General features: G+C 47.2%; 11 protein-coding genes and 1 pseudogene. 2 read left to right on the top strand and 10 right to left on the bottom strand.

Going from position 1 to position 15,036, the window contains the following annotated elements:
- Window positions 1-55: 55 nt before the first annotated feature.
- The 9 genes and pseudogenes from ACE04G_RS12765 to ACE04G_RS12725 all read right to left on the bottom strand — a co-directional run bounded on the left by ACE04G_RS12765 (window position 56) and on the right by ACE04G_RS12725 (window position 12,210).
- Window positions 56-703: a DUF3885 domain-containing protein gene (locus tag ACE04G_RS12765; RefSeq protein ID WP_449004234.1), complete on the bottom strand. Its 648-nt coding sequence runs from the start codon at window positions 701-703 to the stop codon at window positions 56-58.
- Window positions 704-840: 137 nt separating this feature from the next.
- Window positions 841-1,170 carry a DUF3024 domain-containing protein gene (locus ACE04G_RS12760; RefSeq protein WP_260632869.1) on the bottom strand — a complete coding sequence of 110 codons (330 nt, stop codon included), beginning with the start codon at window positions 1,168-1,170 and terminating at the stop codon, window positions 841-843.
- 544 nt (window positions 1,171-1,714) lie between these two features.
- The gene (locus ACE04G_RS12755; protein ID WP_221822520.1) at window positions 1,715-2,632 is read right to left on the bottom strand and encodes an NAD(P)-dependent alcohol dehydrogenase; all 918 of its coding nucleotides are present in this window, start codon (window positions 2,630-2,632) and stop codon (window positions 1,715-1,717) included.
- Between the two features lie 315 nt (window positions 2,633-2,947).
- Window positions 2,948-3,382, bottom strand: coding sequence for a hypothetical protein (locus ACE04G_RS12750; protein ID WP_486094542.1), 435 nt, complete (start codon window positions 3,380-3,382; stop codon window positions 2,948-2,950).
- Between the two features lie 25 nt (window positions 3,383-3,407).
- Complete coding sequence (locus ACE04G_RS12745; RefSeq protein WP_449004235.1) at window positions 3,408-5,450, bottom strand: B12-binding domain-containing radical SAM protein; 2,043 nt, start codon at window positions 5,448-5,450, stop codon at window positions 3,408-3,410.
- A 633-nt stretch (window positions 5,451-6,083) separates the two neighbouring features.
- Complete coding sequence (gene recQ, locus ACE04G_RS12740; protein WP_036610632.1) at window positions 6,084-7,964, bottom strand: DNA helicase RecQ; 1,881 nt, start codon at window positions 7,962-7,964, stop codon at window positions 6,084-6,086.
- A gap of 346 nt (window positions 7,965-8,310) precedes the next feature.
- A pseudogene (locus tag ACE04G_RS12735) lies at window positions 8,311-8,439 on the bottom strand (Rpn family recombination-promoting nuclease/putative transposase); the annotation flags it as partial.
- Window positions 8,436-10,187 (bottom strand): ABC transporter ATP-binding protein, encoded by a 1,752-nt coding sequence (locus ACE04G_RS12730; protein ID WP_237176445.1) that lies wholly within the window; start codon window positions 10,185-10,187, stop codon window positions 8,436-8,438. The pseudogene ACE04G_RS12735 and the gene ACE04G_RS12730, both read right to left, overlap by 4 nt.
- 202 nt (window positions 10,188-10,389) lie before the next feature.
- A complete protein-coding gene (locus tag ACE04G_RS12725; protein ID WP_486094482.1) occupies window positions 10,390-12,210 on the bottom strand; it encodes an ABC transporter ATP-binding protein in 1,821 nt (606 codons plus the stop codon).
- Between the two features lie 114 nt (window positions 12,211-12,324).
- On the opposite strand from ACE04G_RS12725, the gene ACE04G_RS12720 reads away from it, so the two are divergent.
- Entirely contained in the window at window positions 12,325-13,218 is an 894-nt protein-coding gene (locus tag ACE04G_RS12720) for an AraC family transcriptional regulator (protein WP_339183062.1), read from the top strand.
- 23 nt (window positions 13,219-13,241) lie between these two features.
- Complete coding sequence (locus ACE04G_RS12715) at window positions 13,242-13,694, top strand: DUF5412 family protein (RefSeq protein WP_339307378.1); 453 nt, start codon at window positions 13,242-13,244, stop codon at window positions 13,692-13,694.
- A 667-nt stretch (window positions 13,695-14,361) separates the two neighbouring features.
- On the opposite strand, the gene ACE04G_RS12710 is transcribed toward ACE04G_RS12715, so the two are convergent.
- On the bottom strand, window positions 14,362-14,958 hold the full coding sequence (locus ACE04G_RS12710) for a hypothetical protein (RefSeq protein WP_449004287.1): 597 nt from the start codon (window positions 14,956-14,958) through the stop codon (window positions 14,362-14,364).
- Between the last annotated feature and the right edge of the window lie 78 nt (window positions 14,959-15,036).

Here is a 15,036-nt window from a genome sequence, read left to right as displayed (position 1 = left end):
ATACATTATCCCTGCGCGATCAACATCAGAAAATTATCTTGGATCATCCACCCCATTATCCTAGAAATACATTGTTAATTCTGGCTCGATCATAATCTAAAATCCAACCATTAAATTCTTTATAAATATCCATTAGCTCTTCTCTTGATGCTGAAATAACATCGCAACCTCTATCATCATAGATATGAAATATCGTTTTCTTACTAATATTAATGAAATACACCCTATGATAAATCATTGGCTTAATTCCAACATCATGATTACATATAGCTCTGATTAACTGATTATATTTCAAGTCCTCAACTCTACATTTAGTCCAGTACCTATACATGTTGTTCCTTGGGTCTGGGATTTCATCCGGTTCACAATCCAAACCTGAAAGTATCTCAAGTCTCAAGGCTCTAATCGGCTCTTTCTTCTTGATATATTTCCTATACAGGTTCAACTTCTTCACTTTGTGTTTAGGCTTATCTGCAAAATAAGCTTGAGTTATTAATAGGACTTCATCTTCTTGATTATGAAGAGCCTTAAATAATTCAAGTGATCGATAATAAACTCGTTCCATGTAATGCTCCGTATTCATTCCAAACATCAGAGGATTGCCAAGTTCGAATCGTATTGCAACATCCCAATCATAGAAAAGAGGCGGTTTTTCCAATGTTAGGTTTGGAAAATGCTCTGCCAGGTATGTCTTCAGGTCCATTCTGTGGCCTCCAAATTCTCTTTAAAGATGAATGCCAGCTAAAGAATGAATCCGTCTCTTCAATGGTTTCAAGTTTGACATTCATATCTTTTAATGTTAATTATCTTACTCAACTCTCCAACTCTTTTTTCGAAAAATTAATTCCAGAACATTCCGTTATGACCTTCGTCAACGATCTTGAGTTGTGTTTCAAAATCTTCGTTCGGTTCGATATCATCGATGAAATGCCATCTGCCTTTACTGTCCTGCCAATACACTTTCCATGCCTTCTCATCCAATCTGAACTGTGCTACCGGCATCTGTACCCATTGCTCGCTTCGAAAGGCTTGCCTTTCTTCAATCAACGTCACATGATTTCCTCTGATTTTATAACTTATCTTCATCTGGCTTTTCACGTGCTCGGGTACTGCATTTTGGGTGTAATTATCCATAATCTTTTGAATGCGCTTCTTAGTAAAATCATCCATTTTCTATAGCTCTCCTGCCCTAATCGGTTTTGGTTTAATTATATCACGATGTTTTCTCAGACCTAAATGATGCTTTTAGTGATGTAAAAGGTAAAACGGAGCGCGGCTTATACAATGGCAAGCCGTGTCAGGGTGAGGTGCCGCGTACAATGGGTGCAGCACCTCATAGGGTTGCACCGCGTTTTAATAACCGCGGTGCTCATCATACCAGCAGCATTACGGAGGACTACGCTGTGATGCATGCAATAAAAGCGCCACGACCGCATAGTCGTAGCGCTTCTCTCTGCTGCATGTCGCCAATTGGCCATGCAAGCTAACCCCAGAGCCGCTGCATTTACATGGAAGCGGCTTTACGCTCCCAGCAGCAGCATGTAATACTGCGCCTGATGCCCTTCATGCTGCATAAGATCCATCCCCATAGATCAGTGGCTTTACGCTCCCTGTGGTATCGCAGGGATTGACCTTTTCCTCAGCCGATCTTCAGCACCTTTTTCCCTAAAACATGGCCTCAGCGTAAAGCTGATTCCTATATACATCCTTCATTCTATCTGACCGTTATTGCCACATTGCCTTTCTTACGCCCGGTATCCACATATCGGTGGGCCTCCACAATTTCATCCAAAGCATAGGTTCGATCGATGATCGGTTTTAGTTTGTTTTCCTCGATCAACTCTTTGAGAAAGAGTAAATCGGCTGCTTCCATTTTCGGAAGTCGACTGTTGTTTAGAAAAACACCATTGGGTGTTAGGATTTTTTGGCATTGTGAGGGTTTGGCTTTTATTACGGCATCATAAACGATATCGTATTTAGTTTCTGATTGCGTAAAGTCTTCTTCGGTATAATCGATTACTTTATCCGCTCCTATAGATTCTACCAATCCAAAATTACTTTTACTGCACACCGCTGTGACTTCTGCCCCATAGTATTTCGCAAGTTGAATCGCATACGTCCCTAGGCTGCCGGATGCTCCATTGATCAATATTTTCTGACCTGGCTTGATTTTTGCTTTTTGCAAATTTTTCAAAGCTGTAAGTGCTCCCGATGGAACGACCGCAGCTTCTTCGTAGGATAAATGGTTGGGCTTTATTGCAACCATTCCTTTTTTTTCACCGGTTCCGTTTTTCACTTTTTCAGGTAAACAAATGTATTCGGCATAACCTCCACAAAACCCTGTAAGCCCAAAGACCTTGTCTCCTTCCTTAAAGGATTGTACGTCTTTCCCTACCGACTCAATCACACCGGATATTTCCAGGCCAAGTATTAAATTTTTCCTGGGCTTGAGCATGCCGAATACAAGTCTCACCAAGAATGGATCAGCTCTTCGAATACGGGTATCGCCAATATGTGCTGTGGCTGCAAAAACTTTAATTAAAACCTCATGGTCTTTCGGTTTAGGCTTTTCCATCTCTTTCATCTGTAGCACTTCTGGCGGTCCGTAATTGGTGCAAATCACAGCTTTCATATGAACCCTCCTTAGTGTTTCTCTGCCTAGTTCGATCATTGTTTATACATCAGCAGCCATACTGTTGAGCCTTTTTTAACGTTTGATTGGTTGGGCCATGTTTGGGATTGATGTGACTTCAATAAATATGCTTCTGGGCCTGCTTTTAGTGCTATTCTAATAACCCGTTCATCTTCCAAATGTTGTTCCCATCATCCTATCCATTGCGATCACATCCCCAAGTAACAGCCGCAAGCTTTGATAAAACGGATCGTTTTTTCAACTGTACCATGATCTCGAACCGATAACCGTATTATTGATGCAGTAATATGTAAATCAACTTAAAGTAGGCCTTCGTTTAAACTGTACCCTATAAGGGTCATCCTTTTTTAAGTTCCATTGGTATCTGTAGTGGTTGTAATAGGTCATATGAGCCTTGATTTCTCGTTTGACTTCTTCCAGTTCCTCTGGCGTGACCTTGAAAACAAAAGGAAGGCCCTTCTTCATCCCATAGAGAATTAGACGACCTTCCGATGCTTTCGAAACATATGATTTTTTAAAAGGTGGAGCGGAGCGCGGCTTATGCAGTGGCAAGCCGCGTAAGGGTGAGGTGCTGCGCCCAATGGGGCAGCACCTCACGGGATGGCACGGCGTCCATAACCGCGGTGCTCGCCGTTGCAGCATCACGAGCGCATAGCCGTTATGCGTACAAAAAGCGCCACGACCGCTAAGCCGTGGCGCTTCTCCCGCTGCATGCCGCCAATCGGCCATGCAGCTAACCCCTAGGTCGCTGCATCTACATGGCAGCGGCTTCTTCTCCCAGCGGCAGCGTGTAATACTGCGCCTGCTGCCCTTCATGCTGCTGGTACACAACGACCAGCAGCGTCCGGCCTTTCGCGGCAAGCGGGCTGGCGCCAGCTAGCACACGCTCAAGCCGGAACAGAAGCACATCCAATACGGTGTGCTTCTGCAGTTCCTTTTCGCCGAGACCAAGGTCGGCGAAAGCACGGGCACCCATGACCGTCTGTGCGGTCATGGCCGAGGTCATCGGCAACGCACGCGAAGCGTTGCCGTCCACCATGTCCGCCGCTCCATCCGCGGCGGACCCTGTTGCGTCGCCCGAAGTGAGCGACGCTGCAACCCCGGCTTCGCTGCCGATTACACCCGCCGCATCTGCGGCAGAGTCTTCCTCGGCAGCAGCCGAACTTGCCCCAGCGGCACTCGGACCCGTGCCGCTGCTTTCCAACCAAGCCGTGCCTGCGGCGCCGGCAACACGTGGCAGACGAACATCTTCCGGACGTTCAGCCAACGTTTTCATATAACCCGCCCACTGGTCTTTCTGAAGCGGATCTTCCCACCAGATTTTGCGTGGTTTGTATTTGTGGCCGAGGAAATAGTCCAGTTTCATCAAGCCGAGTACGATATCCATATGCGGCGTATTCCGCGACTCCAGGAAGCTGTGCAAACGAGTAAACAGATCCTCCAGTTGGTGACCAATCTTCTGCCACCCCTGACCTTCCCAGTAATCACCAAACGCCTGGAAGAAATCAAACGGTGAGTTGAACTCCTGCTCCATCAGGTACTTCAGCGTATGGTCCATCCGGTGTGCGTTCCAGTATTTCTCCAGCACATCTTCCAGACGCTTTAAGCGCACAATGTCGCTGAACGGCAGCACATCGCTGCCGAGAATCTCATACGGCGCGTGATCCATGTACGTATAGTTGTACTTCTCCGCATCCAGACGCAGCCCCGTACCACGCAGCATTTTGAGGAATCCGAGCTGAAGCTCTTCCGGCCCCAGTGCAAATACATCGTTAAACGTCTTGCGGAACGTATTGTAATCTTCCTCCGGCAGTCCGGCGATGAGATCCAGATGCTGGTCGATTTTGCCACTGGCTTTGACTTTGTTCACCGTACGGCTCAGCTTGGTAAAGTTCTGACGGCGTTTTACCAGTTCATTCGTTGGATCATTCGTGGACTGAACCCCGATCTCGAAGCGGAATGTGCCCGGTGGCGCATTCTCTGCCAGATAATCCAGTACTTCAGGACGCATAATATCCGCCGTAATTTCAAACTGAAATACCGTCCCCTGATGATTCTCGATTAGGAATTTGAACATTTCAAGCGCATAATCCCGCTTGATGTTGAACGTCCGGTCCACGAACTTGATCAGCTTCGCACCCTTCTCAATCAGGTACAGAATGTCCGACTTCGTCCGCTCAATATCGTAGTACCGCACGCCGACCTCAATACTGGACAGACAGAACTGACAACTGAACGGACAGCCCCGACTGGTCTCAAAATAAACAACCCGCTTCCCGAGATCCGGGATATCCTCTTCAAATCGGTGTGGTGACGGCAGATCATTCAGATCCGCCTTAGGGCGTCCTGGCATGAGAATGACCTCTTCCCCTTTGCGATACGCCAGGCCATACACAAAGTGGAACTTCTTACTCCCCTGCAGCTCCGTCAACAGCTGATGCAGCGTCTCTTCCCCTTCGCCCATCACGATGAAATCGACATTCGGAATCCGGTTCATCCAATATTCCGTGTCGTAGGACACCTCCGGTCCGCCCAGCAGAATTTTCACGTCAGGCATAACCTTTTTCAGATTATCAATGACCTTGATCGTCTCTTCAATGTTCCAGATGTAACACGAGAACCCAATCACGTCCGCCCCACGCTGGTACAGATCAGATACAATGTTCATCACCGGGTCCTTAATCGTATATTCCGCCAGGTCAATATCAAAATCCTTCTCACTGTACGCCTTCAGACACCGCAAGGCCAAGGAGGTATGGATGTACTTTGCATTTAATGTAGAAAGAATAACCTTCATGGTTCACAACCTTTGCCTGGACACCCAGACCATATTTTTTTTGGTAAAAAGAAAGCTGCACAGCCATCCTGCCCCGGATGCTGTTCATCTAAACCTCTTTTGAACTCGCCATTCCATGTCTCATGGACATATCCAACTTTTGTCTTTCAAAGAGTGGACACTCTTTTCAAAAAGACATATACACCTCGCTAAACCCAAACCACAACATACAGTATAAAAAAAGCACATCGAACCTACATATTGTATAAGATGCGGTCAGCCATTCCTAACGCCAATGTCCACCCTTTGAAAGACAATTCGCCACCATTTGTCCACTCTACAGAGACACGACAACCAACTTCAAACTCACTTCAATCTGTAAAATACCTCATTCGCATTCCATCCAAAATTCGATATCCACATATTACTGTCTTGAGCTTTGAAGCTTGAGACTCTAGCGTCGAACCTGTGCCAAACACTTTTCCCGTATCATGGATAAATCATCGACTTGCACGAAGCATATATATCAACTTTTAATCAATTAAGCTTTACGCGTCATGAACTTCAAAGACCTGAAAGCGCGAACGTAAAAACAATCCTCACTTCATCCCAACCAGCCAAACTCGCTCATAATTGATCATAACTCACTCATACCTACTCATACTCGTAAAAAGCATCGTCATCCGTATCCACTTCTTCGCCCGATTGCTTCTGGAAAAACTCTAGGAACGGCAGTCCGTACTTGCGATACTTGACCTCACCGACCCCTTTGATATCCAGCATGTCACGTTCTGTCTGTGGACATACCACACTCATCTCACGCAGGGTCGCATCATTGAAGATAATGTACGATGGTACATGCTCTTTCGCCGCCAGATCACGCCGGATTAGGCGAAGCTGTTCAAATACCGTCTCATTAACCGCAGATGGCATCGCATCGCGTCCGCGACGTCCACCATAGTTCGTACCCGAAGCCGTTGCTGCTGTCTTGCGGACAACACGCTGCATCACTTCACGCTGGCCTTTGAGCACTTCCACCGCTAGTGGTTGCAGACGTACAACTGGATACTGTCCCTCAGACAGCATCAGATACCCTTCGGATACCATCACGTTGATGATCTCCGATATCTCACGTTCTGTCCGATTACCCATCACGCCGTAGGTTGGCAGAGAGTTGAAGCCATAATCAAGCACTTTTTTGGCACGGGAGCCTTTGAGTACCGAAGCGACCAGCGATACACCATACCGTTCACGCATGCGGTGAATGCAGCTGAATATTTTCTGTGCATCAATCGTCATGTCTACCAACTCGCGGTCGTCCGTACAGGAACTGCAAGTACCGCAAGGTGTATCGTCATGCACCTCACCGAAATAATCCAGCTGCGCACTGCGCAGACAACGCGTCGTGTAACAGTAATCCACCATTTGTTGCAGCTTCCGGTAATCGTTCTGTTTGCGGTCGCCGTCCATCGGATTCTGCTCAATCAGGAACTTCTGGGTGATAATGTCCTGTGCCCCGAATAACAGAATACACTGGCTTGGCTCTCCATCCCGGCCTGCACGTCCGGCTTCCTGCACGTATGCCTCCATGTTCTTCGGCATGCTGTTATGAATAACGTAACGCACGTTCGATTTATCAATCCCCATCCCAAACGCATTGGTCGCCACCATCACTCGGATATCATCGTACAAAAAAGCTTCCTGGCTCTGGGACCGTTCATCGTCCGTCATCCCGGCATGGTAGCGTCCTGCGGGCAATCCCGCCTGCAACAAACGCTGATGCAGATCGTCCACGTCCTTACGAGTCGCGGCGTACACAATGCCCGGCTCGCTGGCATGCTCGCGCGCATAATTCAGGACAAAGTCCTTCTTGCTCTCGCCGCGCAGCACGCTAAACGCCAGATTATCCCGCCCAAGTCCGGTCACATATGTCTGCGGGTCCTGCAAACGCAGCAGCCGCAGAATATCGCCCATAACCTCGGGCGTCGCTGTAGCCGTAAAGGCCGCAACCACCGGCCGCTCCGGCAAACTGTCCACAAACGGCGCTACCGCCAGGTAGCTTGTCCGAAAATCATGCCCCCACTGCGATACACAGTGGGCCTCATCCACGGCAACGCAAGAGATCGGTAAATAGCCCATCTCCTCGCGGAACCAATCCAGCTCCAGTCGCTCAGGCGCGACATAGAGCAACTTCAGCTCACCGCGCTGCGCCGCGCGGATGCGATCATTCACTTCTTTGCCGCTAAGTGTACTATTAATATACGCGGCAGCAATTCCGGCGGTCGTCAACGCATCGACCTGGTCCTTCATCAATGAGATCAACGGGGAGACAACAAGTGTCAGACCCGAATATAACAGAGCGGGAATCTGATAACAGATCGACTTACCGCCCCCGGTTGGCATAATACCCAACGTATCTTCACGTTCGAGCAGGCTGGCTACGATCTTTTTCTGTCCCTCACGGAAGTCGGGGTAGCCATAATATTTTTGCAGGAGACCCTGCGCTTCTTCTAATGTAGGTGTTTGCACACTCATGTAAAGACTCCTTACTTATCACCGGTGTTTTTCCACCAGCTTGGTCCGATCCGATTCTGACATCCGAAAGCGGCACATATCCCGATTCCTTGACAACAAAATGGCGTTCTCATGACTTGTCCGTCAAGCAAACGCCGCTCCCTTTAGTTTAACGGCCCAGCCCCGAATGAGCAACCGCGTTTTACTGTAAAACGTTTGAAGCCCCTTCATCAAAATAAAACAACCGTCCTGCCCTAGTTGGACAAAACGATTGCATTCATTTCAACATACAATAAGAGCTTAATTAACAACTAGTTTGTACTGTATACGCTCCTAGCCTTTCAATGACTGTATCTCAGACTCAGTTAGCCCATTCAATCATAGAAGCTTCGTCATGCAAATATTTCTGCCGCTCTTCATACAAACGACGTGCTTCCCGATCCTGACTCAAGAACTCCAGCGTATCCATTACTTTCTTAACCCCAGATTCATTCATGTTGTATCACCACCTCTTGCATTCATACGATAATACAATCCTTTCCTCTGCATCAGTTGTTCATGCGTTCCATCCTCGGCAATTCGGCCATGTTCCATCACAAGGATGCGAGAGCACTGACTAGCAACCTCCATGCGATGTGTGACAAGCAATCCTATTCTGCCTTTCATAAAGCTCAACAAGTGATTCATCACCTTCTGTTCTGTCTGAATATCCAGTGATGACGTTGGTTCGTCCAGAATATACAGGTCAGATGACCTCATAAAGAGTCTGGCAAGCGACAGTCGCTGTTGTTGGCCTCCAGATAGATTGGCCCCTTTCTCATGCAACATTGCTGCGTATTGTCCTTCCTGTGCCTCAATATATTCATGCAAACCTGCCTGCTCTGCCGCAAACTTCACTCTGTCCAATGTAACGTCTGAACTCAGACGAATATTATCTTCAATCGTTCCTGTGAAAAAAGTTGGTGTCTGCGGCATAGACGTCAGTCTGGATTGGTTATCCATTTCTATATACTCTGCAACATGTTTATCACCCAGCAATATGCTTCCGTTTGTTGGCGGGATCAGCCCTGCACACACTTGGCACAGTGTAGATTTGCCAGCACCACTAGCGCCAACTACCGCAACCAGTTCACCAGGAACCAGATTAAACGTAATCTGATTCAAAATCTTCCGACCACTGTTTTCATCGGTTACCGTAACCTGTTGAAGACGTAGCATAACAATTTCGTTCTCTTTATTTGCCCCTTTTTGTGTACTCCCTTGATCTTGGTTACAAATTCCCTGTGTAAGCTCCTCGTGCTTAGTATTGGATGCGTCTGTCTTCTTGTTCTCCGCCAATTTCAACCATGCAGAGATACGTCCAAATGCACCCACGCTGGCTTGCATCTGACTCCACTGGCTGGACAAGCCGAGTACTGGCCACACCACCAGTTCAAACAGCAGACTACTTGCAACAACCATGCCCGGAGACAAAGTTCCCCTAGCCGCTGACAAAGCAATAAGGAACAACGCTGCCAATTGAGCCAGACCAAACACCGCCATCGCCACGTTATCCGACATGCTCAGGGTCATCTGCAACTTAGCCTGAACACGATTCAGTGATTGCTGTTGTGTCCGAAAACGAGCGAGAAACCACGGTGATGCATTATAGGCTTGAATCACCGGTATCCCTTCAACATACTGTTGGATCTGTTCTTGGGACTCGCCTTCCCTGGATTCGACCTCATCGGACAGATGTATAATTCGCTGATCATACAACCTCGCCGTAAACCAGATTGCCCCTGCACTCACCAAGGCAATAACCGCAACCCATGCATCTGCTCTGTACAAGTATCCCAGCGATAGAGCAATGATGAGTACAACCGTAACACCCTCTGCAATAGCCTCCACAACTTCTGCACCATGCTTGGTGTCTTCCTTGATACGAAGCATCACATCCCCGGACTTCTGTCTGCGCACCCAGGAATAGGGCATCCGGTTTAACAGTTTCAACAGATCCATGGACATATCCCGTTGGATCGATTCCTTGAGCCATACCAGCACATAACGATGCATCGCGAGCAATACAATAAACCCTGCCAGAATGGCGATAAAGATCAACGCTGTAGCGTTTAACTGCTCCTCTCCCCCATCATGAATAGCATCCACGAAGAATCCCTGTACAAAGGCAAGTCCCCAATCAAAGACAGCATCTGCTGCGATAAAAATGAGCAAGATCGCTACAGCTAATCCATAAGGCTTCATCCAGCGAAAAATAACGGGCCATACCGTTGCCAATGATACAACTTGCTTTGGGTCATCTGGAACATCACTTTCGTTCATCTGATGATGAGCTTCTATTTCAGACTTTTCATTTTCATTATTTTCATTTATCTCATATGCTCCACTTTTCTCATGACTGCTCTTCATTTCAACTTCATCGGTATATGCTGCATCTTCGATCTTGTTACTCATGCTGTCCCTCCACTTCCGTATCCTGCTCCGCAATATAACTTCGATATCCGTTTGGACGATCCAGCAATTCACGATGAGTCCCCGTATCTTCGACGCGTCCCTGCTGAATATAGATGACCTGATCCGCCCGTTCGATCAGCGATAATCGATGAGTAACTGCAATAACCGTTGTGCCTTTGTCAGCAGTGATTCGGGCAAAGAGATCATTCAATCGCTGCTCATGCCACGGGTCTTGGGATGACGTCGGTTCATCCAACAATAGAATATCCGGGTTCCTCAGCAGCGCTCTGGCTAGACTAATACGCTGAAGCTCACCACCCGACATCGTCCCGCCTTGCGGCTGAAGCTCTGTCCCATAGCCGAGCGATTGACGCATAATCGCGTCATGTGCATGCGTCATATGGGCCGCAACCTTTACTTGATCGGCAGATATCCCCTCTTGTCCAAAAACAATATTCTCTTCCACTGTACCTGTGAAAATAAAGGCTTGTTGCGGAACATATACCTGATTGACATGCGCTGTCTGAACTTTGTGCATATCCTTCAGTGAATTCTTCTGATTCATGACCTGGATCGAACCAGTAACAGGTGTATCTAATCCGGCTATTAATTTCAATAACGTGGTTTTCCCGCATCCACTTGGCCCTGTGATTACAGTAAGCCTTCCTTTCTTGGCCTCAAAAGAAATATCTGTTAACACTTCTTCTTGCTCCGCATACCTATAAGACACATGCTGCACGTTAATGCCAGCCAGTTTAGATTGTTTTTCAATTTCACCTGAACCCGGTTCGGATCGTACATATGTATTTGTACCGGTATTAGCAACCGTGTTCTTTCTCTCCAAATCCAGCACCTCAAAGATTCTGGATGCATGAGAAGCCGAACCAATAAAATCATTCCACAGCCCAGATAACGATTCAATCGGACGTGTTAACTGACTGCTTGCTACCAGAAAAGCTGCCAGTCCGCCTACATCCATATGTCCATTCAGGACCTGCATGCCGCCTAGATAGAGAATCAGAATCATGCCACCATACGTTGAGACCCGTCCGGCTACTTCCGAAAGTCGTTGTAACACAGATACGGACATCGTATGTCTGAACACCTGATCCATTCGATCTTTAAAATGATGGTGTACATAACCCGCCAGTCCGTAACTTCGGATCTCAACTGGGGCTTGGATGATTTCAGTCAGTATCTCATCTCTTGACGCTGCGCTGGCATTCAACTGATCATGCTGTCTTTGTAGACGTTTACCAAGTCCTACCGTTACAAGAGGATAGATCAATGTGAATGCAGTGATAGCCAACGACAGCGGCAAGTTCACCCAGCTGAAGTAAGCAAAGGCAAGAATCAGCTGAATGATATTTTTCGCGAGTTCAATGCCATGTTGGTTGATCCCCTTCTGTGCTTCCTTGGCTGAAGTCCAGACCCTAGAGGTTAGGTCACCTGTATGATAATGTGCCAGGTCACGTGTCTCTGTGTTGCTAAAGGATGAGAGCAGTAGAGACTGCACAGACAATAATGTCTTTTGCTGGAATAACGTCTCGACCCTCGTCATGAATGCGGTTACAATCAATCGTAATACTACAATGCTAACGCCTATGATCAACCCAGAGTAGAGTAACGAAAACTGTGCTTCAGTCGCGCCTTTGACCAGTCTTCGGATCGATTCCAAATAACCGACCTCAATCAGGGAGACCAGACATGCGGCGAAAAGTAACAGAATGATGAACATACGGTACTTGCCCGTTAGTGTCCATAATCGAGTTAACATGCCTAACGTTGTATAAGTTCTTTTGTCAGCAAACATGGATGCTTTCTCCAATCTTGTCATTAAATTATGTACTTGGTTATGATATCATCGGTGATAAGGAAAAAATGAACATTTATTGCTGTAAGTACTATTAGAAGTAGGGAGATTGATATGCAACACGATCTGTTAGACACACTGGATAAGCTATTTGACTACATAGAAGACCATATTCAAGACAAATTAACGCTGGATCATCTGGCATCTGTGACTCATATATCCAAATTCCACCTGCATCGCATGTTCAAACATGTAAGCGGACAATTGCCTGGAGAATACATTCGTTCACGCAAATTGGCACGCAGCCTGGAGCAATTGGTGAATCTGAACTGGAAGATTATCGATATCAGCGGACATTACGCTTTTGAACATGAACAATCCTACATCCGTGCTTTCAAACAAGCCTTCGGCATTACACCCCTGCAGTATCGCAAACAGGGAGCTGGAAACCTTGAATTCACAGCCCGCATGACTTCGTCCATGATCACAACGCTTCCATATGGATATATTTTCAAACCAACGTATGTACGAAAACCGGCTATGAAACTCATTGGGCAACGGTCCCACATTCGGTATGCAGATAACGAAGAGCACTATGAAGCCAATTCAGCAGGCAACGACTTTTTTGAAAAACACTTTCATTCGATTCCTAACGTGCTGCAACCCAACGTATATATCGGATTTACCAATGAAATTAACGAGGATTACAGTACATATCAGCCGTCTGTAGAGGTCACCAGTCTGGATCATATCCCTGAAGAACTGGACGGAATTGAGGTCCCGGCCAACCAGTATGCCGTATTCAAATTTGTCTGTGATTTCCATCCAAGTCTCATCAATATTGATCATCTGGACAGTGTCTGGACATTTATCGATGAATATTGGCAGAGCCATTCGGGGTACGAGAAGAGTGATCCCTACTATTTTGAAAAAATTGATGGCAGTCTGGCTCAGGACCACTACGGAGAGTTGGACATTTATATTCCTGCAAAGCAAATTTCACTGTAAGGTGCAATTGGAGGATCAACCTTATGGACTTAAATACTCAAGCTAATTCAAGTTCATCCCATACAGATTCTCGCAAACCTTGGATACGTAGACACCCTATTCTCACTACATTTACATTGTTGATTCTTGTACTGTTTGCCACTGTATTCCTGTATTTCTGGCTCCGTTCTTACTTCTCCACGTTTGACCGTTCTGAGAAAGGAGAATTAAGCTATTCCATGCCTTCACGTAATGGTGACTATACTGCCGAAATTTACGGTGTACCTTACGGTGGTGCGGCAGGCGGCGTTACAATCTGGGTCGATGTAAAGAAGACAAATGCACCTGAGGGTGCCACGGTAAAAACAATCTTTCGTGCCAAGCACCACGGAAATAACCATCTCGAATGGGAAAGTGAAAACACACTCCGGATTGAAAACTGGAATGAATATACGGATGAGACCATCACCCTCAACATCGATGAACGAAATATATGATGGATGGGGCTGGGCATGCAAGAGCTTACGGATGAAAGATCAGTCTGTGCGATGCCTAGCACCCGAAAAATAAAGAAACTTAACAGCTAATATGACGGCTCTGAACACTCAAGGTCTCATCTTGATGAGTAATCCTCACTGCACCGCATTGTCAAAAGTCCCAACGCTCTGTATGCCTTGTGAAAATTTCACCAAATGCTACTTTCATTACACCATGGCAGGAGATACACGCGGCAAGATAAGCATTAAAAGCCCCACTCACCGACTCTTTCGGTTGAGCGGGGCTGCTCTTGTTCTGCAAGTTATCGTTTATCAACTTATGCTTCATTGTGGTCTGCATAAGCTCAGTCACTACCAACTTCGTAGCTATCGGACTTTAAACATATGGCAGCATCATAATTTATCTATTATATCTATTCTACCTCTTAATCCTCTTCTGCTTCTGCTTCTGCTTCTGCTTCTGCTTCTGCTTCTGCTTCTGCTTCTGCTCGCAATTGTGGCTTACATTCTATTTCCACTCAACCCTTATTTTCACTGATCCGCCCTATCGCATCCTACCAGCAACGAATTAGTTTTTGTTGTTATTTCACTTCTACTTCAATCTATTCCCCCTATTTCCTAATCCCGCTTCAAACCCTTCTGTCCTCATCTGTCCCAGTTCGTCTCCCTACTTATGCGGTGACACTTCACCACGTTCTTCCCGCTCCTTCATCTCTTTGCGTACCACAACTTCGAGCTTCTGGCGATTCGCAAGCAATCCGGGATCGTTGGGCAAGTACTCACGGGCTTTGGTGTTATGCAGCAATGCCTGTTCCCAGTTGCCCAGATGAGCATAACAAAGGGATAAACGGGCATGTGGCAGCCATGTACGACAGGCCATAGGCACCGGGCGCAGACCCGGATCGCGGCTGCTCACGTCCACCGCCTGCATATACCAGTAGATCGCCGAGACCGGCTCCTGCCGCTCATGAAAACAGGACGCAATGGCACAGCAGAAGTCGGCATGTGGCAGATCATACTGGAACGACTGCAGCAATGCTCCGAGCTTACGGCCCGGCTCACCCAGTCGTTCATAACATTCCGCCAGCCGCGCGCAGGCAATCAGGCGATCCTCGCGGTAACCGCTTGGCTGCTCCAGCAGCTTCGCGTACCCGCGTGCCGCCGCCGCATAACGCTGGCGATCATAACATTCGCCTGCATAATAAAACAGCAGGCGACCTTGGGCTACGCCCTCTACGGCGATCCATTTGCGCAGAATGCGCACATTTCGCGCCGAATGATGTCCCGCTTCGCGGCGATGCGTGACGGCAATATCTGCCGTAATGACCTCGCCCCGCGGAAA

The organism is Paenibacillus sp. AGC31 (assembly GCF_057334655.1).
The sequence above is the reverse complement of the archived record's forward strand: the minus strand, read 5'-3'. Positions and strand labels throughout refer to the sequence as shown.

Excerpts from the sequence above, each read along its gene's own strand:
- ACE04G_RS12765 (WP_449004234.1), bottom strand. The coding sequence starts at position 703 with ATGGACCTGAAGACATACCTGGCAGAGCATTTTCCAAACCTAACATTG.
- ACE04G_RS12760 (WP_260632869.1), bottom strand. The coding sequence starts at position 1,170 with ATGGATGATTTTACTAAGAAGCGCATTCAAAAGATTATGGATAATTAC.
- ACE04G_RS12755 (WP_221822520.1), bottom strand. The coding sequence starts at position 2,632 with ATGAAAGCTGTGATTTGCACCAATTACGGACCGCCAGAAGTGCTACAG.
- ACE04G_RS12750 (WP_486094542.1), bottom strand. The coding sequence starts at position 3,382 with ATGGCCGATTGGCGGCATGCAGCGGGAGAAGCGCCACGGCTTAGCGGT.
- ACE04G_RS12745 (WP_449004235.1), bottom strand. The coding sequence starts at position 5,450 with ATGAAGGTTATTCTTTCTACATTAAATGCAAAGTACATCCATACCTCC.
- recQ (WP_036610632.1), bottom strand. The coding sequence starts at position 7,964 with ATGAGTGTGCAAACACCTACATTAGAAGAAGCGCAGGGTCTCCTGCAA.
- ACE04G_RS12730 (WP_237176445.1), bottom strand. The coding sequence starts at position 10,187 with ATGAAGCCTTATGGATTAGCTGTAGCGATCTTGCTCATTTTTATCGCA.
- ACE04G_RS12725 (WP_486094482.1), bottom strand. The coding sequence starts at position 12,210 with ATGTTTGCTGACAAAAGAACTTATACAACGTTAGGCATGTTAACTCGA.
- ACE04G_RS12720 (WP_339183062.1), top strand. The coding sequence starts at position 12,325 with ATGCAACACGATCTGTTAGACACACTGGATAAGCTATTTGACTACATA.
- ACE04G_RS12715 (WP_339307378.1), top strand. The coding sequence starts at position 13,242 with ATGGACTTAAATACTCAAGCTAATTCAAGTTCATCCCATACAGATTCT.